Annotated in this window: 22 protein-coding genes; 13 read left to right on the forward strand and 9 right to left on the reverse strand. The window is 56.9% G+C overall.

The window, feature by feature from the left end; translation table 11 throughout:
• Positions 1-75: 75 nt before the first annotated feature.
• Together ACR0AH_RS11330 and ACR0AH_RS11335 are read left to right on the forward strand one after the other, a co-directional pair.
• On the forward strand, positions 76-1,731 hold the full coding sequence (locus ACR0AH_RS11330) for an adenylate/guanylate cyclase domain-containing protein (protein WP_480592005.1): 1,656 nt from the start codon (positions 76-78) through the stop codon (positions 1,729-1,731).
• A gap of 200 nt (positions 1,732-1,931) precedes the next feature.
• Positions 1,932-3,650, forward strand: coding sequence for a bifunctional sulfate adenylyltransferase/adenylylsulfate kinase (locus tag ACR0AH_RS11335; RefSeq protein ID WP_170392393.1), 1,719 nt, complete (start codon positions 1,932-1,934; stop codon positions 3,648-3,650).
• 72 nt (positions 3,651-3,722) lie between these two features.
• Here ACR0AH_RS11335 and ACR0AH_RS11340 read toward each other — a convergent pair whose 3' ends face one another.
• From ACR0AH_RS11340 to ACR0AH_RS11350, 3 genes are all read right to left on the reverse strand, one after another.
• On the reverse strand, positions 3,723-4,601 hold the full coding sequence (locus ACR0AH_RS11340) for a PhzF family phenazine biosynthesis protein (RefSeq protein ID WP_480592007.1): 879 nt from the start codon (positions 4,599-4,601) through the stop codon (positions 3,723-3,725).
• 83 nt (positions 4,602-4,684) lie between these two features.
• Positions 4,685-4,909, reverse strand: a complete 225-nt coding sequence (locus ACR0AH_RS11345) for a DUF1150 family protein (RefSeq protein ID WP_170392397.1) — start codon at positions 4,907-4,909, stop codon at positions 4,685-4,687.
• Positions 4,910-4,914: 5 nt separating this feature from the next.
• Positions 4,915-5,328 carry an Hsp20 family protein gene (locus tag ACR0AH_RS11350; RefSeq protein WP_010441788.1) on the reverse strand — a complete coding sequence of 138 codons (414 nt, stop codon included), beginning with the start codon at positions 5,326-5,328 and terminating at the stop codon, positions 4,915-4,917.
• A gap of 165 nt (positions 5,329-5,493) precedes the next feature.
• Here ACR0AH_RS11350 and ACR0AH_RS11355 point away from each other — a divergent pair, with 165 nt between their 5' ends.
• From ACR0AH_RS11355 to ACR0AH_RS11370, 4 genes are all read left to right on the forward strand, one after another.
• Positions 5,494-5,718 carry a YdcH family protein gene (locus ACR0AH_RS11355; RefSeq protein WP_010441787.1) on the forward strand — a complete coding sequence of 75 codons (225 nt, stop codon included), beginning with the start codon at positions 5,494-5,496 and terminating at the stop codon, positions 5,716-5,718.
• A gap of 76 nt (positions 5,719-5,794) precedes the next feature.
• A complete protein-coding gene (purE, locus tag ACR0AH_RS11360; RefSeq protein WP_170420576.1) occupies positions 5,795-6,280 on the forward strand; it encodes a 5-(carboxyamino)imidazole ribonucleotide mutase in 486 nt (161 codons plus the stop codon).
• Positions 6,277-7,032 (forward strand): NAD(P)-binding domain-containing protein, encoded by a 756-nt coding sequence (locus ACR0AH_RS11365; RefSeq protein ID WP_170733000.1) that lies wholly within the window; start codon positions 6,277-6,279, stop codon positions 7,030-7,032. The genes purE and ACR0AH_RS11365 overlap by 4 nt, the downstream gene beginning before the upstream one ends.
• 2 nt (positions 7,033-7,034) lie before the next feature.
• On the forward strand, positions 7,035-8,102 hold the full coding sequence (locus ACR0AH_RS11370) for a 5-(carboxyamino)imidazole ribonucleotide synthase (RefSeq protein WP_170392403.1): 1,068 nt from the start codon (positions 7,035-7,037) through the stop codon (positions 8,100-8,102).
• 61 nt (positions 8,103-8,163) lie between these two features.
• Here the strand turns inward: ACR0AH_RS11370 and ACR0AH_RS11375 are convergent, their stop codons facing one another.
• From ACR0AH_RS11375 to ACR0AH_RS11400, 6 genes are all read right to left on the reverse strand, one after another.
• A complete protein-coding gene (locus tag ACR0AH_RS11375) occupies positions 8,164-9,315 on the reverse strand; it encodes an alpha-D-ribose 1-methylphosphonate 5-triphosphate diphosphatase (protein ID WP_480592009.1) in 1,152 nt (383 codons plus the stop codon).
• The gene (locus ACR0AH_RS11380) at positions 9,312-10,085 is read right to left on the reverse strand and encodes an alpha/beta fold hydrolase (protein WP_170392407.1); all 774 of its coding nucleotides are present in this window, start codon (positions 10,083-10,085) and stop codon (positions 9,312-9,314) included. The genes ACR0AH_RS11375 and ACR0AH_RS11380 overlap by 4 nt, the downstream gene beginning before the upstream one ends.
• Positions 10,086-10,123: 38 nt before the next feature.
• Positions 10,124-10,966: a DMT family transporter gene (locus ACR0AH_RS11385; RefSeq protein WP_480592011.1), complete on the reverse strand. Its 843-nt coding sequence runs from the start codon at positions 10,964-10,966 to the stop codon at positions 10,124-10,126.
• A gap of 182 nt (positions 10,967-11,148) precedes the next feature.
• Positions 11,149-12,792 carry a chaperonin GroEL gene (gene groL / locus ACR0AH_RS11390; protein WP_170392413.1) on the reverse strand — a complete coding sequence of 548 codons (1,644 nt, stop codon included), beginning with the start codon at positions 12,790-12,792 and terminating at the stop codon, positions 11,149-11,151.
• A 55-nt stretch (positions 12,793-12,847) separates the two neighbouring features.
• On the reverse strand, positions 12,848-13,135 hold the full coding sequence (groES, locus tag ACR0AH_RS11395) for a co-chaperone GroES (RefSeq protein ID WP_010441779.1): 288 nt from the start codon (positions 13,133-13,135) through the stop codon (positions 12,848-12,850).
• Between the two features lie 174 nt (positions 13,136-13,309).
• Complete coding sequence (locus ACR0AH_RS11400; RefSeq protein WP_480592013.1) at positions 13,310-13,984, reverse strand: DUF2161 domain-containing phosphodiesterase; 675 nt, start codon at positions 13,982-13,984, stop codon at positions 13,310-13,312.
• Between the two features lie 151 nt (positions 13,985-14,135).
• Here ACR0AH_RS11400 and ACR0AH_RS11405 point away from each other — a divergent pair, with 151 nt between their 5' ends.
• The 7 genes from ACR0AH_RS11405 to ACR0AH_RS11435 all read left to right on the forward strand — a co-directional run bounded on the left by ACR0AH_RS11405 (position 14,136) and on the right by ACR0AH_RS11435 (position 20,221).
• Complete coding sequence (locus tag ACR0AH_RS11405; protein WP_480592015.1) at positions 14,136-15,086, forward strand: TraB/GumN family protein; 951 nt, start codon at positions 14,136-14,138, stop codon at positions 15,084-15,086.
• Between the two features lie 99 nt (positions 15,087-15,185).
• Positions 15,186-16,106 (forward strand): manganese-dependent inorganic pyrophosphatase, encoded by a 921-nt coding sequence (locus ACR0AH_RS11410; protein ID WP_480592017.1) that lies wholly within the window; start codon positions 15,186-15,188, stop codon positions 16,104-16,106.
• Between the two features lie 198 nt (positions 16,107-16,304).
• A complete protein-coding gene (locus ACR0AH_RS11415; protein ID WP_480592019.1) occupies positions 16,305-17,180 on the forward strand; it encodes a TIGR01459 family HAD-type hydrolase in 876 nt (291 codons plus the stop codon).
• A 100-nt stretch (positions 17,181-17,280) separates the two neighbouring features.
• Positions 17,281-17,724 carry a MaoC family dehydratase gene (locus ACR0AH_RS11420; RefSeq protein WP_480592021.1) on the forward strand — a complete coding sequence of 148 codons (444 nt, stop codon included), beginning with the start codon at positions 17,281-17,283 and terminating at the stop codon, positions 17,722-17,724.
• A gap of 60 nt (positions 17,725-17,784) precedes the next feature.
• Positions 17,785-18,717, forward strand: coding sequence for a bifunctional riboflavin kinase/FAD synthetase (locus ACR0AH_RS11425; protein ID WP_170733004.1), 933 nt, complete (start codon positions 17,785-17,787; stop codon positions 18,715-18,717).
• Positions 18,714-19,187, forward strand: a complete 474-nt coding sequence (locus ACR0AH_RS11430) for a YcgN family cysteine cluster protein (RefSeq protein ID WP_170733005.1) — start codon at positions 18,714-18,716, stop codon at positions 19,185-19,187. The genes ACR0AH_RS11425 and ACR0AH_RS11430 overlap by 4 nt, the downstream gene beginning before the upstream one ends.
• On the forward strand, positions 19,187-20,221 hold the full coding sequence (locus ACR0AH_RS11435) for a beta-eliminating lyase-related protein (RefSeq protein ID WP_170512555.1): 1,035 nt from the start codon (positions 19,187-19,189) through the stop codon (positions 20,219-20,221). The genes ACR0AH_RS11430 and ACR0AH_RS11435 overlap by 1 nt, the downstream gene beginning before the upstream one ends.
• The last annotated feature ends 17 nt before the right edge of the window (positions 20,222-20,238 follow it).

Consider the following 20,238-nt stretch of genomic DNA (forward strand, 5'->3'; position numbering starts at 1 on the left):
ACCGTATCAGGATCAACCATAGTAACGCGAAGAACAGGTGAGCTTTTGGAAAACGTTCTTTGGCGCGGCGGATGGATGAGCCGGCTCAGAATCGCAAGCGGCCTCGTGCTGTTTGTCTTTGCGTTCTTTCATTTCATCAATATCGGCCTTGGTCTGTTTCACACTGATTTGCTGCACGGGATGCAGGGCGGACGTAAAGCCGTCAGCCGTAATGAGATCGGCAGCGTCGTGATATATGGCGCATTGCTGCTGCACATGGGACTGGCGCTTGTCTCACTCGCGCAGCGCCGCACGCTCAGAATGCCTTTCAGCGTCGCGCTTCAGGTTATTCTTGGATTGTTGATCCCGCTGCAGCTTATCTCACATCTGGTTCAGACCCGATACGCGCATGAGATTTTCGGGGTGAATGATGAAATGGGTTACATCATCATTCTGATGTGGCCCAGCACCGCGATCTGGTTTCAAAGTCTATTGCTTCTGTTGGTGTGGGTCCACGGATGTATAGGGCTACATATGTGGTTACGGTTGACCACATGGTGGCGCGCGATGGTTCCATATCTGATCGGTCTCGCCGTCTTTGTACCGGGCTTCGCCTTCGCAGGCCTTCTGACCGAGGGGCGGCGAATCTGGGCCGATTTTGCCGACCCCGATCTGCGAGAACAGTATGTCGATTACTATAACTGGCCTTCGCAAGAAGAGTTTCAGTCCTTGTTTTCCGTCACAGACTATACGCAGTGGGTTTTCTGGGCCGCGCTTGCACTAACAGGCTTGGTCTATCTCGGGCGCAAGCTTTGGCGGCGGCGGCATTCGGTGCGGGTGCGCTATGTCAACGGTCCAGAAGTTGTGTCGGAGAAAGGCATGACCCTTTTGGAGATGTCACGCGCAAATGGCATCCCACATACCGCGCTGTGTGGTGGCAAGGGGCGCTGCACGACCTGTCGCGTAGTGGTTGAAGATGGTGCCGATCAGTTGCACCCGCCAACCGAAGTTGAGGCCCGCAGTCTGAAAGCGATCAGCGCGCCAGAAGGAACCCGCCTGGCCTGCCAGATGCGGCCGTCCGATCCGCTCACGGTGTTTCGTGTTTTCCGCCCCGACGGCGCGCGTGATCGTGCGCATGCGAGCCAAGGGCAAGAACGGCAACTGGCGGTTCTGTTTCTGGACATGCGCGGGTTCACCGCCCGCACAACCGGGCAATTGCCGTATGATATCGTGTTTCTGTTGAATCGTTTCTTCGACGCAATTGTCCCAGCAATCACGGCGCAAGGCGGGGTTGTCGACAAATACATGGGCGATGGGTTGCTGGCGATGTTTGAAACAGCCAACGCCGCAAGTTCGGCAAGTGCCGGTCTGAGGGCGGCGGCCGGGATCGGACACGCATTGGAGCGTTTCAACCAGCAGCTTCAAGCAGAAGGCAGCCAACTCGTGCGCATTGGTATGGGTCTACATCTTGGTGATCTTGTGTTGGGCGAAATCGGAGCGGCGAAACACGCGCCACGCACCATCATCGGAGACGCTGTAAATGTTGCAAGCCGTTTGGAGGCTGAAACCAAAGCGTTGGGGGTCGAACTCCTTGTATCGGACAAGGTTTTGGACGCGGCTGGGTTACAATGTGATCCCCGCGATCTGCGGGAATTCAGCCTGCGCGGTGTCTCTGAACCCGTCCCCGCCCTGCCCGTAAGGCACGCAGCCGACCTTGAGTCGCGAACCTCACCGCTGGAACAGATTGCCTGAGAATGCGCCTATTGAGCCTGAGCGGCGGGATTTTTTCAATAACATGAAACAAAAAACAGAAAACCGTTCCAATTCGAGAAAAAACCACGCATTTCATCCTTAGTTTTTGCAAGTCTATGGACTTCACCCTCAGGCCGAGGCACATGCCCTGCAAACACCCTTGAAACAAATGCCAACAGAACTGCGATAAGAGTTTTCCGATGACGATGTTAAGCAATCTGGCCCCTATCTCTGAACTGTATGTTTCCTACGAGTCTGCACAGAAATTGAAGATAGAAGCCGCTGATCTGACCAGCTGGGATCTTAAGCCCCGGCAGATTTGCGATCTGGAACTGCTTATGAACGGCGGGTTCAATCCGCTCAAGGGTTTCCTGAGCGAAGCGGACTATGACAACGTGGTCGAAAACATGCGCCTCGCCGACGGGACGCTGTGGCCAATGCCGATCACCCTGGATGTTGACGAAGATTTTGCCGCATCGATCGAGCTGGGCCAGGATATTGCCCTGCGCGATCAGGAAGGCGTGATCCTCGGCACCATGACCGTGACCGACCGCTGGACACCAGACAAGGCGCGTGAGGCGGAAAAGGTCTTTGGCGCTGATGATGATGCGCACCCGGCTGTGAATTACCTGCACAATGTAGCGGGCAAAGTTTATCTGGGCGGCCCGGTCACTGGCATCCAGCAGCCCGTGCATTACGATTTCAAAGCCCGCCGCGACACGCCGAACGAGCTGCGCGCCTATTTCCGCAAAGTGGGCTGGCGCCGGATCGTTGCGTTCCAGACCCGTAACCCTTTGCACCGTGCGCATCAGGAATTGACCTTCCGTGCCGCAAAAGAAGCACAGGCCAACTTGCTGATCCATCCCGTGGTTGGCATGACCAAACCGGGCGATGTGGATCATTTCACCCGCGTGCGTTGCTACGAAGCCGTGTTGGATAAATATCCGGCCTCGACTACGTCGATGTCGCTGCTGAACCTTGCGATGCGCATGGCTGGCCCGCGCGAGGCAGTCTGGCACGGTTTGATCCGCGCAAACCACGGCTGCACCCATTTCATCGTCGGTCGTGACCACGCAGGTCCAGGCAAAAACTCTGCCGGTGAGGATTTCTACGGCCCCTATGATGCGCAAGACTTGTTCCGAAAATATCAGGACGAGATCGGCGTCGAGATGGTCGATTTCAAACATATGGTCTACGTGCAGGAACGCGCGCAATACGAGCCGAATGACGAGATTCTGGACAAGGACAACGTCACGATCCTCAACATCTCGGGCACTGAACTGCGCCGCCGTCTGCGCGAAGGGCTGGAGATTCCGGAATGGTTTTCGTTCCCCGAAGTTGTTCAGGAACTGCGCAACCGCTTCCCGCCGCGCTCGCAACAGGGATTCACCGTGTTTTTCACCGGTTTTTCAGGCTCGGGCAAATCCACCATTGCCAACGCCTTGATGGTCAAGCTGATGGAGACCGGGGATCGTCCGGTTACCCTGCTGGACGGGGATATCGTGCGTAAGAACCTGTCTTCGGAACTGGGCTTTTCGAAGGAACATCGCGATCTGAACATCCGCCGCATCGGTTATGTCGCGTCTGAGATAACCAAGAACGGCGGTATTGCCATCTGTGCTCCTATCGCGCCTTACGCAACTACCCGTCGTGCTGTGCGTGAAGAGATCGAACAATTCGGTGCATTTTGCGAGGTGCATGTCGCGACCAGCATTGAAGAATGCGAGCGCCGAGACCGCAAGGGTCTGTACAAACTGGCACGTGAGGGCAAGATCAAAGAGTTCACGGGGATTTCCGACCCTTACGACGCCCCTGAAGACCCAGAGCTGCGCGTCGAGACCGAGAATGTCGAGGTTGACAACTGCGCACATCAGGTTCTGCTTAAGCTGGAAAGCATGGGGCTGATTGCAGCATCCTGATCACTTAAGACGAAAAAATACATCAAAGGCCCTCAGATTTCTGAGGGCCTTTTTCGCAGGTGCGGGTCTGGTTCAGTCGGGCAAATTCACCTGCCCGCGCATCAGGACATGGCCGCGCCCGGCAACTTTGATCCCCGTCATCGCATCCGAAGGTCCAACGCGTGTCACGGTCGCCTGACCGGGGCGGCCCATGTCATGGCCCTGTTCGGCGATGAATGTCTCTTTGTCCATCAGTCCGTGTTTCCAGAGATAGGCCGCCATCGCACCGGTGGCCGATCCGGTGAACGGGTCCTCGGGCGGGCTGGGGGGCGCCATCATCAGGCGCGAGAATGTGTCGCCCGTAGTCGTTGCGCCTTTCAGTGTTACAAGAAACGGTTCAGCCATGTCCGACCCCGAGAAACCGGCCTTTTCGGTAATATGACTGAGCAAAGCAACATCCAGCTTGGCAGCGCGCAGCGCCTCGTGATCGCGCAGGACCGTAATGCAAAAGGGCAGACCGGTTGAAACGAACTGCGGTGGAGAAATTACCACCTCTTCCGGCAGGCTGATGGCGGCGGCAACCAGATCTGCGGGCACATGATCGCCGAATTGCGGGGCGACCTGCGTCATTTCGATGTCATCACCATTCAGTTTGATCGATACAATCCCTGCTCCGGTCTCAAGCGTCAGAGCATCACCCTGAACCAACCCCCGTGATCGCATCGCTGCAACGGTTGCTATGGTCGGGTGCCCGGCAAATGGGATTTCCCGGCTGGCCAGGAAGTACCGGACCCGGATATCAGCGATATCGGATGGCCCGGTAAAAGTGCATTCAACCAGAGAAGTCTCGCGCACATATGCCATGCAAACCGCGTCCGACAGCCCTGCACCCTCATGCACAACTGCGCAGCCGTTGCCACCAAAGGCCTGATCGCTGAACGCATCCACCCAATCGAAATCATACCAGCTCATCGCGCACTCCTGCGTTTCAATCAGCGGCACGATCACCGCTGAGGCAGAAAATGTCACGTCAATTCGGCGGAATGTTTGGTGGCCTAGTGAACGGCCACCGGGGACAGGTCATGTTCGCGTGCCAGTACAAAGGCCAGCTTGCGGTCGGCAACCAGTGCCAATTGCTGCCCATCGGAATCGTGGACAGCATACAGCTGATCCAGATCGCCTGCCTGCTCTCGCAGATCCTGCGGAAGGTCTGCCACATCAACGGCCTTTACATAGACAATCCGATTGCCTTCGGCGTTGATCTCAATCGGTGTATTCATTGCTCTTACCCCTTCTTGATGTTGATTGTCTGAACCACGGTTTCAGGCACGGCGCGGGTCAGGTCCACATGCAGCAGACCGTTTTCCATGATCGCCTCGCCCACCTCGACCCCGTCAGCCAGCACAAACATGCGCTGGAATTGACGCGCCGCGATGCCACGGTGCAGGAATATGCGCCCCTCGCTGTCGTCGCGCTGACGGCCCCGGATCACCAACTGGCGATCCTCGATGGTAATCGACAGGTCCTCTTCCGCGAACCCGGCCACCGCCAAGGTGATGCGATAGGAAAAATCCGAGGTCTGCTCGATATTATAGGGCGGGTATCCTTCATTTCCGGCCTTTGCAGACCGTTCCAGAAGGCGTTCCAACTGCTCGAACCCCAAAAGATGCGGGTATGAGCCTAAGGTAAGTTTCGACACGTATTTTCGTCCTTCATTGTCAAAGCGACGTATTCTGCGGTCCCGATGTCGGCAACCGCGTGATATAGAATATGGGAAGATACAGGGATGTCCACAAGGTCTGGCCGGATAAACCCTGACACACTATCTTGTGTTAGAAGCACCACTTGAAACACTGAGTCGTCCATGAACGCACCCACCGATCTTTCGATGAAAACCGATGAAGTCCTGCGGGTGGAATTAGAGGTCTTTCGACGCCAGCACCGTGATTTGGACGAAGCGATCGAGGCCTTGCAGGCCAAGGGGACCTCGGACCAATTGACGATCAAGCGGCTAAAAAAGCAGAAACTGCGCCTGAAAGACATCATCCGTCTGATCGAAGACAGATTGACCCCCGATATCATCGCCTGAGACGCGCGTACCGCATTGCCACATATGCGGATTTGGCTATAGTGCGCGCTCTTTCCGATGGCAGGGGCGTAAGCGGATGAGCGATGTGAAAGTAGGGATCATCATGGGCAGCCAATCGGACTGGCCTACGATGAAAGAGGCCGCCGATATTCTGGATGAGCTGGGCATCGCTTATGAGGCGCGGATCGTCTCGGCCCACCGCACGCCGGATCGCCTCTGGGATTATGGTAAAACCGCCGTGTCGCGCGGCTTGCAGGTCATTATCGCGGGCGCGGGTGGCGCGGCGCATTTGCCGGGCATGATGGCTTCGAAAACCCGCGTGCCGGTAGTTGGCGTTCCGGTGCAGACCCGCGCGTTGTCGGGTGTGGATTCGCTCTATTCCATCGTGCAGATGCCCAAAGGTTTTCCGGTTGCAACCATGGCTATCGGTTCCGCCGGCGGGGCCAATGCGGGCCTGATGGCCGCGGGCATTCTGGCGCTGCAGGATGCCGCGCTTGCGGAACGGCTGGATGCGTGGCGCGAGGCCCTCTCTGCTTCGATCCCGGAAGAGCCTCAGCAATGAGCCGTATCGGTTTCATCGGCACAGGCCACATCGCTGCGCCAATCGCGCGGCTGATGGCTGCAAAAGGTCATGATCTTTATGTCACCGAGCGCAATGCCCAAGTCTCCTCGGCTCTGCAGGCCGAGCTTGGGGCTAGTGTTGGCACTCCCCAAGACGTAATTGATGCGTCCGAGATCGTGTTTCTCTGCCTGCGACCCCATGTGGCCGAAGTCGTTCTAACCCCACTAAGCTTTCGCGCAGATCAGCAAATCGTTTCAGTGATGGCCGCCGTCTCTGAGGAGCAGCTATCCTGCCTGTGCGCGCCGGCATCGGATTTTGTGCAAACGATTCCGCTGGGTTTCCTTCAGACAGGAGGTTGCCCGTTGGCCGCTTACGGCAACGATCGCCTCTTGGCAGATTTGTTCGAGCCCGAAAATCCTGTGGTCAAGGTTGCCAATGAGGCCGCGTTGAACGCCCACTTCGCCATCTGCGCCATGGTGCCAGGTATCCTGGACCTTATGGCAACAGGCACCGAATGGTTGGCTGATCAGACCGGCGACAAAGACCGGGCCGAATTCTACACTACGCAGCTTGTGTCAGGGTTTCTGACATCAATGCAAAAAGAGCATGCGGGCCAACTGGCAGCCGAGCGTGACGCGCTTGCGACCGAGGGCACACTGAGCCTTCAGATGACGGATATTTTGCAATCCGAGGGCGCGCATGATGCCTTGCGTGCTGCACTGAGTGCGATTGGCAAGAGATTGGAGACATGACGATGTCAGATATGCTTACGCCCGGTGCGACAATCGGGATATTGGGGGGCGGTCAGCTGGGCAGGATGCTCTCGATCGCGGCTGCACGGTTGGGGTTCAAGTCCCACATATTCGAGCCGGGCGCAAATCCTCCGGCCGGTCAAGTTGCAAATCAGGTCACGACCGCCGCCTATGATGACGCCGACGCATTGAAGGCCTTTGCGGAGTCGGTGGACGTGATCACCTACGAGTTTGAAAACATCCCCACCCAGGCGCTGGATCTGCTTGAGGCACACCGCCCCATTCACCCGGGTCGAGAGGCGTTGCGGGTCAGTCAGGACCGCTTGACCGAAAAGACATTTCTACAAGGCTTAGGCCTGCAAACCGCGCCCTTTGCAGACATCTCCGATTTGGACAGCTTGCGCGCCGCAATTGATGACATTGGCACCCCCGCCATCCTGAAAACCCGCCGCTTCGGCTATGACGGTAAAGGTCAGGCCCGGCTGCGCGCACCCGAAGATGCCGGGGCGGCACTGGCCGATATGGCGGGCGCGCCGTCCATACTGGAAGGGTTTGTGGACTTCAGCCACGAGGTTTCGGTCATCGCAGCACGCGGTCTGGACGGGCAAGTTGCCTGTTTCGATCCTGGAGAGAATGTCCATCGCGATGGCATCCTGCACACGACCACAATACCGGCACGCCTGTCTCCGGCGCAGCGGACAGATGCGGTATTGCTGGCCGCCAACATTCTCAACGCGCTGGATTATGTCGGCGTCATGGGTGTCGAATTGTTTGTGACGCCACAAGGATTGATCGTGAATGAAATCGCGCCGCGCGTTCATAACTCGGGTCACTGGACCCAGAACGGCTGCGCCGTGGATCAGTTTGAACAACATATTCGCGCCGTGGCCGGTTGGCCTTTGGGCGACGGTCAGCGCCACTCGGACGTCGTGATGGAGAATTTGATCGGGCATGACATGGACCGCGTACCCGAGCTTTCACGCGAACGGGACGTAGCACTGCATCTCTATGGCAAGGCCGAGGTCAAGGCCGGCCGCAAGATGGGGCATTTCAACCGGATTTCGCGATGAGGTAATCGCGCTTAAGCGCGATGCCTCCGGCGGAGGTATTTTTAGCCAGATGAAGCCGGGATCAGCTCAAGAAACGTGTTGCGATACTACCGGACATATAGCTGACACACCCGCCTGATAGTGTGGCGGCGACTTTGTGGGTTGTCGCATCAAGTATCACCAGATCAGCACGATATCCGGGCTGTAACGTTCCGCGATCCTTCAGGCCTAAAACCCGCGCGGGACCGGACGAGACAAGCGCCCAGGCGCTCGCAATATCCAGCAGGCCAGATTTTACCACCATCAGCGCAGCGCGGCGCGGGCTGGGGTAGTGGTAATCCGATGCCAATGCATCACACAAACCCATCGAGATCAGATCCACCGCGCTGGCATTTCCCTTATGTGAGCCGCCCCGCACAACATTGGGTGAGCCGAGGATGATGTGATCTCCGCCCGCCCGGGCACATTCGGCGGCTTCCAGCGTTTCCGGAAATTCCGAGATCATCACCCCGCGCTCGCGCCACTCAGCACGATCCTGCGGCGTTGTATCATCATGGCTGCCGAGCCGAATTCCTCGGTTCGCAAGGACAGTGCAAAGGCTGTCCAGTGCTGCTGGCACCTCGGCGCTGCGGTTGTGCATTGCCTTCAGCATCTCAAAATGCACTTCGGGATTCCGTCCCGCCTTCAGTGCCTGCCCCGTCAAGCGGGGTGGTTTTCGCCCCTCAGCCAGCCGGTCATGAGGTAGATGATCATTCAGAACCACATAAGGCACCTGCCAATCCGCGATACGTTCGGGCAGCCCGTCATAGTCGTCCAGCATATGGGTTTCGAAGCGCAGTTGAGGGATCAGTTGGGTTACAACATCATCCCGAACCGCAGCGATGGCGTCAAAAACCTGACCAGCAAACTCGGGCCCGCGCACGCCGCCTTCCCAACTGTGGAACTGCGCCAGAACAGCTGTGGTTATTCCATTCGCGGCCAGTTCCGCCTCGACCGATAAAATGCCCTCTGCCATCTGCTTCATGGCACCGCGCCGGGGCGCGATGTGACGTTCAAAACCGTCGCCATGCAAATCAATGATGCCAGGCAGGATGAGGTATCCTGACAAATCAATCTGCCGCCCTGCCCTATCGGATTGAATGGTACCTTCGGCGATCGTCAGTTCAGCACGCGACACCCCTTCGCCGGGCAACAGAACATTCGCGCCGGTCAATGTCAGTTCCAATGAGTTCATTGAGTGGGCTCCGAGTCCGGTTCCGAGCAATCTTCCCCAAGACAGATCTGGTCGATGATATCCATCACCCCGTCAAGCCAGGTGATTTGTGGATCGAACTGTCCGAATTCGATGAAATGCAGGGTCTGCGCCATGACCCGCGGGTTGTTCATCATGAACGTATGCGTCACCGGCAAGACGATGTGATCAGCCATACCCTCAACCTTTGTGGTCTCTATCGATACCTTGCCGTCATCTGGACCATCGATCAGAGACGAGAACAATGGGTTCAATGAGTTCTCGCCTGCAATCACCCCCAAATCGAAGTCCACGGGCGGCAGGCGGCGTGGAATACCCTCTGGTCCGGTTCCCAACGCAAGCCCTGCAGGGCCATTCAGAAAGCCGAAAACCTCCCAGGCGCCAAGCTCGTCTACCAGTTGGCTGCCCTGATTAGGAGGTCCGAGCATGACAACGCGTCCCAGATTCTCGGGGTCGTTGTCCTGCAACCAATAGCGCAGCAGAATGCCCCCCATCGAATGCGCTACAACGTTAACCGTATCCTCCCCGCAGGCGGCGAACGCAGCTGGTAAAGTCTGGTTGGCGAGGTCTGGTATTGGTAGGTCTGTCGAAGGGTAACCTGGACGAACCACAGTGTAACCATGCGCATGAAAAAGCTGTTCCATGACGGTAAACGAGGCCTCTGTGCGCGCGAGGCCATGCAGAAGAACCACGCATTTCGCATTGGCCACCGCAGGCATAAGGCACAAGAGGAGAACAGCAAGAAATTTCATACACGCCAGATAAGGCCTAACCCAGGCCGAGGGAACCCCTAGCCACGGTTCCGGCGCAGCACCGCCAGTGCGATGCCGCCGAGTACAAATCCGGCGCCGAGTAGAAGCCTTAGACTTGCCATCTCGGCTAACAGGATGACCCCGGCAGCAATTGCGATAACTGGAACGCTGAGTTGCACGATCGCGGCCACCGCCGGTGAAAGCTGTGGCACGACACGGTACCATAGCGCATAGCCGAGACCGGACGTGACGCCTCCGGAAAGCGCAGCCAGCCCATAGCCAAGCGGAGACATTTGCCAATTGCTTACCAGCAGGAACAGGGCAAATCCCGTGACGGGCAACGCCATGATGAAATTTGCTGCAGTTCCCGACAATGCATCTGGTTCGGACCGGCCCGCGATGGAATATATGGCCCACCCGACCCCGGCAGCCGTCATTAAGCCGGCCCCTGTCGGGTCGACCTGAACCGTCCCAGCAGGCCAAAGAACAAAAGCCAGTCCACCAAGCGCAATACCGGCACCCAATATCTGTCTCAAAGTGGGTGCAGAACCGGTCATTGCACCAATCGCAAACATGGTAATTTGCACAACCCCGAACAGGATCAGCGCACCAAGCCCGGCATCAAGCGTCAGATACGCTACTGAAAACCCGATCATATAAAGCGACAGTGATCCGGCCCCAACAACACGTCGACGATCAAAAACAGGGATCGAGCCGCCCCGAAGCGCCACCAATACCGTCAAAACCAAGGCACCAGCCAAAACCCGGATGATGGCAAATCCCGCCGGATCACTTGCGCCACTGTCGATAGCAAGGCGGTTCAAGATCGAATTCGCGGCGAAAGCGCACATGGTTAAAGCGGTCAGAAGAAACAGTCGCATATCAACCGCATAGCCGTTTCAAAGGGATTTGCACACTCACATTCCCGATTGCCGAGCCAATCCCGACCCTCCTCGGACCAGAGCCTACCAGCGCCAATGATACGAATGCACAACAGACATTCCAAACAAAACCGGGGCCGCCCAAAGGCGACCCCGCTATTAAGCACTAAGGCTTAAGCAGCTTACATCATGCCGCCCATGCCGCCCATGTCGGGCATGCCGCCGGCAGGTGCCGCGCCTTCTTTGGCGGGCTTGTCGGCAACCATTGCTTCGGTGGTGACCAGCAGGCCAGCAACCGATGCCGCATCTTCCAGAGCGGTACGGACAACTTTGGCCGGGTCGATGACGCCGAACGAGAACATGTCGCCATATTCTTCGGTCTGAGCGTTGAAGCCGAATGCTGCGTCGTCGCTTTCGCGAACTTTGCCAGCAACAACCGCACCGTCGACACCAGCGTTCTCGGCGATCTGGCGCAAAGGCGCTTCGATTGCCTTACGAACGATGTTGATACCTGCGTTCTGGTCAGCGTTTGCACCTTCCAGAGTTTCCAGTGCTTTACCGGCCTGAACCAGAGCAACACCACCGCCGACAACAACGCCTTCCTGAACGGCAGCGCGGGTCGCGTTCAGAGCATCGTCGACACGGTCCTTACGCTCTTTCACTTCAACTTCGGTCATGCCGCCGACGCGGATAACGGCAACACCGCCTGCCAGTTTGGCAACGCGCTCTTGCAGCTTCTCACGGTCGTAGTCCGACGAAGTTTCTTCGATCTGAGTGCGGATCTGAGCAACACGTGCCTCGATCTCGGCTTTCTCGCCAGCACCGTCGACGATGGTGGTTTCGTCTTTGGTGATTTCGATTTTCTTGGCGGTGCCCAGCATGTCCATGGTGACGGACTCGAGCTTCATGCCAAGATCTTCGCTGATGACCTGACCACCGGTCAGGATCGCGATGTCCTGCAGCATGGCCTTGCGGCGATCGCCGAAGCCCGGTGCTTTGACAGCAGCAATTTTCAGGCCGCCGCGCAGTTTGTTGACCACCAGAGTTGCCAGCGCTTCGCCTTCAACATCCTCAGCAATGATCAGCAGCGGCTTTTGCGACTGGATCACCTGCTCGAGCAGCGGAACCATCGGCTGCAGCGAGGACAGTTTCTTTTCGTGCAGCAGGATCATGCAGTCGTCGAGTTCTGCGATCATCTTGTCTGCGTTGGTGACGAAGTAAGGCGACAGGTAGCCACGGTCGAACTGCATACCTTCGACAACATCGGTCTCGGTTTCCAGACCTTTGTTTTCTTCGACGGTGATAACGCCTTCGTTGCCAACTTTCTGCATCGCGTCTGCGATCTGCTGGCCGATTTCGGCTTCGCCGTTGGCCGAGATGGTGCCAACCTGAGCAACTTCTGCCGAGTCTTTGACTTCACGCGAAGCGTCTTTGATGCCTTCGACAACCTTGGCAGTTGCCAGGTCGATGCCGCGCTTCAGGTCCATCGGGTTCAGGCCAGCAGCAACCTGCTTCAGACCTTCGCGAACGATGGCTTGGGCTAGAACGGTTGCGGTGGTGGTGCCGTCGCCGGCTTCGTCATTGGTGCGGCTGGCGACTTCTTTCACCATCTGCGCGCCCATGTTTTCGAACTTGTCTTCCAGTTCGATTTCCTTGGCAACCGAAACACCGTCTTTGGTGATGCGCGGCGCGCCAAAGGATTTGTCCAGAACCACGTTGCGGCCTTTCGGGCCCAGGGTCACTTTAACAGCATCGGCCAGAACATTTACACCGGCCAGCATGCGGTTACGGGCATCGGTGTCAAACTTGACGTCCTTTGCAGACATGTTGTCTCTCCTTGAGAATATCTGTTGAAATGAAGATCAGAGAAAGCGGGTGCGCTTACTCGATGATCCCCATGATGTCGCTTTCTTTCATCATCAGCAGCTCTTCGCCGTTGACCTGAACCTCGGTGCCCGACCATTTGCCGAACAGGATCTTGTCGCCAGCTTTTACAGCCATCGCGATCAGTTCGCCGCTGTCCTTGCGCGCGCCTTCGCCGGTTGCAACGACTTCGCCTTCGCTGGGCTTTTCTTTTGCGCTGTCGGGAATGATCAGTCCGCCTGCGGTTTTCTCTTCGCTTTCTACGCGACGAACCAGCACACGGTCATGAAGCGGTTTCAATGCCATCTTTGCAGCTCCTTGGGCTCAAAGTTTGTTATCCTCCCCTCGCCGACTGACGAGGCGTTAGCACTCGGGTCTCATGAGTGATAACGACGCATAGCTAGGGAGTTGCAGGAAGCGAGTCAACAATATGTGAAAGATTTTTTTGCCTGGCGCGATAAGCAGGCAAGAACAAGGCACCTAGTCTGGCTGATCCCAGCTGTACGCCCAGTGTTTCAGACCTTCTTGCCCTGCCTCAGACAGCGCGTAGACGCCCTTTTCCACTTTTTCGAACCAGCCGTAATGATTGTCGTACATCAAACGTGTCGCCGCACTTACGCCAGTGGCCTTTGCGACATCGGCCCCCTTGCCCGCTCCGTTCTCTGCCAGATGGGCCGCGCATTTTAGCGCATCCTGTCGGTAAGCCGTTACTATCCCATGACGCGTGGCACCGCCCGCATTGGGATCGCCCTGCAACCTTTCAAACTCGCGCAGCAATCGCTTAGCCCTGACCTTATCCTTGCGCGGCGCATAGGGGCCGGGATCGCATTGAACCTCGACCGCTCCATCAGAGCGCACGGTGATCAGGCCCAATCCCAGGCGGCGGCACAGCGCCAGATTATCCTTCAACGCCCGTCTCGCTGCCCGGCCTTTTGGTCTACAGACCCCAATATAGACCTGATCGGTTATTTTCAGTCGTGTGATGGCCTGATGAAACAGCGCGAGACTGAAGCGCAGCTTGAGTTCCACGATCACCGGCTCCTGCCCATCCCGCAGAGCAACAATATCGGCGGCGCCAACCTCACCTTTCACGGTATATCCCTGACGTTCCAACAAGGCTTTGATGGGTGGATAGAGATCCTGCTCGAGCTTCATAACGCTATGCTATGTAGTTTCGCGCGGATTGCCAGCCACGGTTTGAAGACAAACTGCATTGCAACTTACAAGAAGGCAGGAGTACGTCTTGGTCATATTCGCCATTTCCGGAAGGTTCCATATGCGCTTGCTCAGCTTTTGTCTCGGCCTTTTGCTTCCGATTACCGCCCATGCGGCCTGCGAAGGGAGAGATCTTAGGCTTGACCTGTCGGCCGAAAGTCAAGCTGATCTCGAGAAGACAATCAGTGACATTCCGTTTCCGGAGGGCAACCATTGGATCGCGACAAAAGACGGGACCGTCTTGCACCTGATCGGCACCCTCCACACCAGCGACCCCCGCATGGCACCCGTGGTCGAGCGCTTGGAGCCAGTTCTGAGTCAGGCCGACGCGTTTTTCTTCGAGGTCACACAGGACGAAATGGACGCGTTCGAAAAAGATCTGGCCGATGATTTCAGCCCGGTCCTGATTACGTCCGGCCCCACTTTGATTGACCTGATGTCGGAAGAAGATTGGACAGCGCTGTCCGCGACTCTGGCCGAGCGTGGTATTCCCGCCTGGATGGCCGCCAAGATGCGCCCTTGGTTTCTAAGCATGATGTTGGGCATTCCGCCTTGCCTGATGAATACCCCAGACTTTGATCGCGGCATGGACACGCGCCTGACGGAACTGGCCGAACAACACGGGATACCCCAGTATTCGCTGGAGCGGATCGAGGATCTGATCGCCATGTTCGACAGCCATCCTCTGGAGGAACAAGTGGCGTCACTGACCAGGCTGGCCGGGGCGCTGCAGGCCGGGGACGACCAAATGATCACGATGGCGAACGCCTATATCGAAGAGCAGCACGCCGCGATCATTGAGCTTGCGAAAATTCAGGGACTTGAAGCTTCAGGGATGACACCAGAAGAGTTTAACGCCGAATGGAAAGGGTTCGAGGATCAGCTTCTGGTGCAACGCAACGCCAACTGGATGGAAAAGATTCTGGACCTGAAGGATCAGACCGCGGTGATCGCTGTCGGGGCCGGACATCTTAGCAACGACTACGGCTTACTGAACCAGCTACAGCAAGCCGGATATACACTGGAACGCGCTGAATTCTAGGTTTTCAGACCAAGGGTCGCAGCAAGTTTGCTTCCGGGTGACAACCGTGTTTGACCACCCTATAAGGCGCGCAAATCCATATTCTTCAGGACACGAGACATGACAACGCTAGTTTTTGGCCACAAATCTCCCGACACCGATTCCACCGGCTCTCCGATCCTGTGGTCATGGTATCTGAACGAAGTAAAAGGTGAACAGGCACAGCCCGTTTTGCTAGGCGAACCCAACACCGAAGCCGCCTTTATGCTTGAGCGTTGGGATCTGCCCAAGCCGCATATCATCGAGGACGTGGCCGAGGATGCACCGGTTGTCATCGTCGACACCAACAATCCGGCCGAGCTGCCCGCCAGCATCAACAGCGCCGATATCCGCGCCATAATCGACCACCACAAACTGGTTGGCGGGCTTGAAACCAAAGGCCCCATCGACATCACTGTGCGCCCGCTGGCCTGCACGGCAACCATCATGGTCGACCTGATGGGTGACGACGCCGCCAAGATGCCCGACGCGATCAAAGGTGCCGCGCTGACCTGCATCCTGTCGGACACACTGGAATTCCGCTCACCCACAACCACCGAGCACGACCGCGCCGTGGCTGAGAAACTGGCGGCTGAACTTGGTCTGGATGTCTCGGCCTACGCCGCCGACATGTTTGCAGCAAAATCGGATGTATCGTCATTCTCGGACGCCGAACTGATCCGCATGGACAGCAAAGAATACGAAGTAGACGGCACCAAGTTCCGGGTCTCGGTTCTGGAAACCACAGCCCCCGGTGTCGTGCTGGATCGCAAGGACAGCATCGTAAGCTCGATGGCTGATGTGGCCAAGGAAGACGGCGTTGATCAGGTGTTGCTGTTCGTGGTCGACATTCTGAACGAAGAGGCAACGCTGCTGGTTCCAAATGATCTGGTCAAAGGTGTCGCTGAGAAGAGCTTTGGCGCAACCGTGGACGGTGACGCGGTTGTGTTGCCCGGCGTGATGAGCCGGAAAAAGCAGATCATTCCGAACCTCAAGGTTTGAATTTAGATCATCAAAGGCGCCCGAAACCGGGCGCATTTTTTTTTGCGAGGCTCTGCCTCGCGCTCCGAGATATTTTTGGCCAGATGAACAAGGGGGGTTGATTTCGGCCGCTCCGCCTTGGGCTGCACCTCTGGCCAATTGCGCCACGCTCTGCCATAGGCTTTGACATCTCGCATTCACTGCTGCACGAGGCGCGCCATGACCCAGATCGTTTCTTCACTCGCTGAAATCTCTGACCGCTACAAAGCGCTGTTTGTTGATTTGTGGGGTTGCGTTCATAATGGGATAACTGCCTACCCAGAGGCCGTCGCGGCACTGCAAGCTTATCGCAAAGCCGGAGGCACAGTGGTTCTTGTAACCAACTCTCCCAAGCCTCGTGCTGGCGTTGCAGAGCAGCTTTCGCAGTTTAATGTGCCAGCGGATGCCTATGACACGATTGCAACCAGCGGTGATTCGGCGCGTTCAGCGATGTTTCGCGGGGCGATTGGCGAAAAAGTCTACTTCATGGGGGAATGGCAGCGGGATGCCGGTTTTTTTGAACCCCTGAAACTGCTGGATCATCCGATCCACATTGAACGCGTTCCGCTGGACGCGGCCGAAGGCATCGTGTGTTGCGGCCCGTTCGACCCGATGGCGGACCCGGATGTGAACCGGCCCGACTTTCTTTATGCCAAGCAGAAAGGGATGAAACTGCTCTGCGCCAATCCAGACATCGTGGTGGACCGAGGCGAAACGCGCGAATGGTGCGCAGGTGCTTTGGCCCGACTTTATACCGAGATGGGTGGTGAAAGCCTATATTTCGGTAAGCCACACCCGCCGATCTACGATCTGGCCCGGCGCAGATTGCAGGCGATTGGGGTTGATGTGTCGGATTCTGAAATACTTGCCATTGGGGACGGGCCGCAAACAGATATCGCTGGAGGAATGGGGGAAGGCATTGATACCCTCTTCATCACCGGCGGTTTGGCAGCTGCAGAAACCAAAACATCACATCATCCAGACGAAGACGCGTTGAAAGCCCATAACGAGAAGGAACAGATCAATCCAACCTATTCGATTGGTCGCCTGAGATAGCAAAAAAGACTTGATTTTCTGCAACTGCGAAGTAATAAAGTTGCCGACGAGCGGCAAATGATGGTCTTTTGTTGCTCTTTCGATCTCGAATGAGGGCAGCATGTTGGACAACCTTCCGCGCGGAACGATTTGCATCGAAGACATCGAAATGGGCATGTCACGGCACTTGCGCAAAGTGGTGACCGATGAAGATATCGAGATGTTCGCTCAAGTATCGACCGACCGGAATCCGGTTCATCTGGATGATGACTATGCCCGCGATACGATTTTCGAAGGACGTATTGCCCATGGCATGCTGACCGCTGGCCTGATCTCTGCGGTTATCGGAGAGCAGCTGCCCGGACATGGAACCGTGTACATGGGACAATCGCTCAAGTTCCTTGCTCCGGTACGTCCGGGCGACATGGTCTATGCCGAGGTAAAGGTGATTGACATCGATTTTGCCAAACGTCGGGTGAAACTGGATTGCCACTGCGCAGTTGACGGAGAGAAAGTGTTGGTGGGTGAGGCCATGGTGCTGGCTCCGAGCCGCAAGTTCGACTGATAATCCACCTTAACCGAACTGCGGCTTGAACCTGACGGGCAGTCCCGCTAGGCAAGCCGCATGCATATCATCCGGGACTTCCAGTTTGTTGAACCAGAAGACCGAGGCGCAAGTGTCGCCATCGGGAACTTTGACGGTGTTCATCTTGGCCATCAATCCGTCATCGAGTTGGCGCGCAATGCTGAATTGAACGCGCCGCTGGGGGTCATGACATTTGAGCCGCATCCACGAGAGTATTTTTCCCCAGAGGCACCGCCCTTTCGTCTGATGCGCGGCAATGCACGCGCGCACCGGCTGGAAAAACTCGGCGTGCAGAAGCTTTATGAACTGCCTTTTAATTCAACGCTCGCGGGTATGACGCCCGAAGCTTTTGCGAGGAATGTCATATGCGATGGTCTGGGGCTTTCTCATGTTGTCGTGGGTGCCGATTTTTGTTTTGGCAAAGGGCGCAGCGGTAACCCTCAGGACCTGGTTCGCTTTGGCGAAGAGATGGGGTTCGGTGTGACCATCGCGCCCCTGTTGGAGCGCACCGAGAATGTGGTTTCGTCGACTGCGATCCGGACAGCTCTGTCAGAGGGGCGCCCGCGCGATGCGGCAACAATGTTGGGGCACTGGCACCGGATTGAGGGTGAGGTCGTCGGAGGCGAGCAACGCGGACGAGACTTGGGATACCCGACGGCCAATATGTCGATCGAAGGGCTGCACCCTCCGAGATTCGGCGTTTATGCAGTTTTGGTCGACGTTTTGGATGGCCCGCATCAGGGCAGCTATCACGGGGCGGCATCGGTCGGGACCCGGCCCATGTTCCAAGGTGAGGTTCCCAACATCGAAACATTCCTGTTCGATTTCTCAGGCGATCTTTACGGCGCGACGCTGTCCGTTGGTCTGGTCGACTATCTGCGGCCCGAAATGACATTCGACGGCCTTGACGGGTTGATCTCGCAGATGGATGCCGACTGCGCGCGCGCCCGAGAGCTTCTGGCCAACCCATGACCACGGATCCAATTGATCGAGCTGGCCTCGCGCTCCGATTCTGGGAACGAAAGCCGCTGCGCAAGATGAACCAGCGCGAGTGGGAGGCCCTGTGTGATGGCTGCGGCAAATGCTGCCTGAATAAGCTGGAAGACGAAGATACCGGCGAGGTCGCCCTGACATGTGTTGCCTGCCGCTTGCTGGACGACGAAACTTGCCGGTGCATGCAATATGATATCCGTCACCGGTTCGTGCCCGAATGCATCGTCATGACACCCGACAATATCGACGATCATGCCTATTGGCTGCCGCAGACCTGCGCCTATCGGTTGCTGTGGGAAGGCAAACCGCTTTACGACTGGCACCCGTTGTTGTCTGGTACGCCAGAAAGTGTGCATGCCGCCGGGGTTTCGGTGCAGAGGCGCACCGTATCCGAATTCGAAACACCCATGGAAGAATGGGAAGATTACATCATCGAGGAACCGAACTGATGCATTTTGCTTCTGACAATTCCGGACCTGTCCATCCTGAAGTTCTGGCCGCGCTGACCGAGGCAAATCAGAGCTACCAGATGGCGTATGGTGCAGACACCTTGATGAACGAAGTGCGCGATCAGATCCGCGGCATTTTTGAAGCTCCGGGTGCAGCGGTTTATCTGGTCGCTACGGGAACAGCGGCGAATTCACTGGCGTTGGCGACACTAAGCAACCCGTGGGAAACCGTGTTCTGCTCACCCGTTGCTCATATCCACGAGGATGAGTGCAACGCGCCCGAATTCTACACCGGTGCAAAGCTGACGCTGGTTCCCGGTGGCGACAAGATGACCCCCGAAGCGTTGACCAAGTCCATTGAGGGGGAAGAAACCCGCGGCGTGCATGGTCCTCAACGTGGGCCTGTCTCAATCACTCAAGTGACCGAGCGCGGCTCGGTTTACTCGCTGGCCGAACTGCACGCCTTGTGTGGCGTTGCCAAGAAATATGGGTTGCCGGTGCATATGGACGGCGCGCGCTTCACTAATGCCCTTGTCTCTTTGAATTGCTCACCGGCAGAAATGACATGGAAAGCCGGTATTGACGCCGTCAGCTTTGGCGGCACTAAAAACGGTCTGATGGGAGTCGAAGCCGTCATCTTCTTTGATGAAAGCAAAGCCTGGGAATTCGAATTGCGGCGCAAGCGCGGTGCGCACCTGTTTTCCAAGCACCGTTACCTGTCGGCCCAGATGGCCGCCTACCTGCAGGACGATCTCTGGCTTAAATCGGCACGTAAGGCCAATGACAATTGCGCGCGTCTGGCAGATGGGCTGCGCACGGTCGGGGCAGAATTCTTACATGAACCCCACGCGAATATGATTTTCGCAAGCTTTCCCCGCGGCCAACACAAGCGCCTGCACGAGGCAGGCGCCGTGTATCATCTGTGGGGTGACACGTTGGATGGTGACGACGAAGACGAGATGCTGGCCTGCCGCCTTGTCTGTGACTGGTCCATCGGAACCGACCAGATCAATCGGTTTCTAAGCCTTCTTTAACCGTGCTCCTCTGCTCG

Source organism: Ruegeria sp. AM5, from assembly GCF_056540645.1.

Bases quoted from the DNA above. Each gene is read 5' to 3' on its own strand.
- ACR0AH_RS11330 (WP_480592005.1), top strand. From the start codon at position 76: ATGAGCCGGCTCAGAATCGCAAGCGGCCTCGTGCTGTTTGTCTTTGCG.
- ACR0AH_RS11335 (WP_170392393.1), top strand. From the start codon at position 1,932: ATGACGATGTTAAGCAATCTGGCCCCTATCTCTGAACTGTATGTTTCC.
- ACR0AH_RS11340 (WP_480592007.1), bottom strand. From the start codon at position 4,601: ATGAGCTGGTATGATTTCGATTGGGTGGATGCGTTCAGCGATCAGGCC.
- ACR0AH_RS11345 (WP_170392397.1), bottom strand. From the start codon at position 4,909: ATGAATACACCGATTGAGATCAACGCCGAAGGCAATCGGATTGTCTAT.
- ACR0AH_RS11355 (WP_010441787.1), top strand. From the start codon at position 5,494: ATGAACGCACCCACCGATCTTTCGATGAAAACCGATGAAGTCCTGCGG.
- purE (WP_170420576.1), top strand. From the start codon at position 5,795: ATGAGCGATGTGAAAGTAGGGATCATCATGGGCAGCCAATCGGACTGG.
- ACR0AH_RS11365 (WP_170733000.1), top strand. From the start codon at position 6,277: ATGAGCCGTATCGGTTTCATCGGCACAGGCCACATCGCTGCGCCAATC.
- ACR0AH_RS11370 (WP_170392403.1), top strand. From the start codon at position 7,035: ATGTCAGATATGCTTACGCCCGGTGCGACAATCGGGATATTGGGGGGC.
- ACR0AH_RS11375 (WP_480592009.1), bottom strand. From the start codon at position 9,315: ATGAACTCATTGGAACTGACATTGACCGGCGCGAATGTTCTGTTGCCC.
- ACR0AH_RS11380 (WP_170392407.1), bottom strand. From the start codon at position 10,085: ATGAAATTTCTTGCTGTTCTCCTCTTGTGCCTTATGCCTGCGGTGGCC.
- ACR0AH_RS11385 (WP_480592011.1), bottom strand. From the start codon at position 10,966: ATGCGACTGTTTCTTCTGACCGCTTTAACCATGTGCGCTTTCGCCGCG.
- groL (WP_170392413.1), bottom strand. From the start codon at position 12,792: ATGTCTGCAAAGGACGTCAAGTTTGACACCGATGCCCGTAACCGCATG.
- groES (WP_010441779.1), bottom strand. From the start codon at position 13,135: ATGGCATTGAAACCGCTTCATGACCGTGTGCTGGTTCGTCGCGTAGAA.
- ACR0AH_RS11400 (WP_480592013.1), bottom strand. From the start codon at position 13,984: ATGAAGCTCGAGCAGGATCTCTATCCACCCATCAAAGCCTTGTTGGAA.
- ACR0AH_RS11410 (WP_480592017.1), top strand. From the start codon at position 15,186: ATGACAACGCTAGTTTTTGGCCACAAATCTCCCGACACCGATTCCACC.
- ACR0AH_RS11415 (WP_480592019.1), top strand. From the start codon at position 16,305: ATGACCCAGATCGTTTCTTCACTCGCTGAAATCTCTGACCGCTACAAA.
- ACR0AH_RS11420 (WP_480592021.1), top strand. From the start codon at position 17,281: ATGTTGGACAACCTTCCGCGCGGAACGATTTGCATCGAAGACATCGAA.
- ACR0AH_RS11425 (WP_170733004.1), top strand. From the start codon at position 17,785: ATGCATATCATCCGGGACTTCCAGTTTGTTGAACCAGAAGACCGAGGC.
- ACR0AH_RS11430 (WP_170733005.1), top strand. From the start codon at position 18,714: ATGACCACGGATCCAATTGATCGAGCTGGCCTCGCGCTCCGATTCTGG.
- ACR0AH_RS11435 (WP_170512555.1), top strand. From the start codon at position 19,187: ATGCATTTTGCTTCTGACAATTCCGGACCTGTCCATCCTGAAGTTCTG.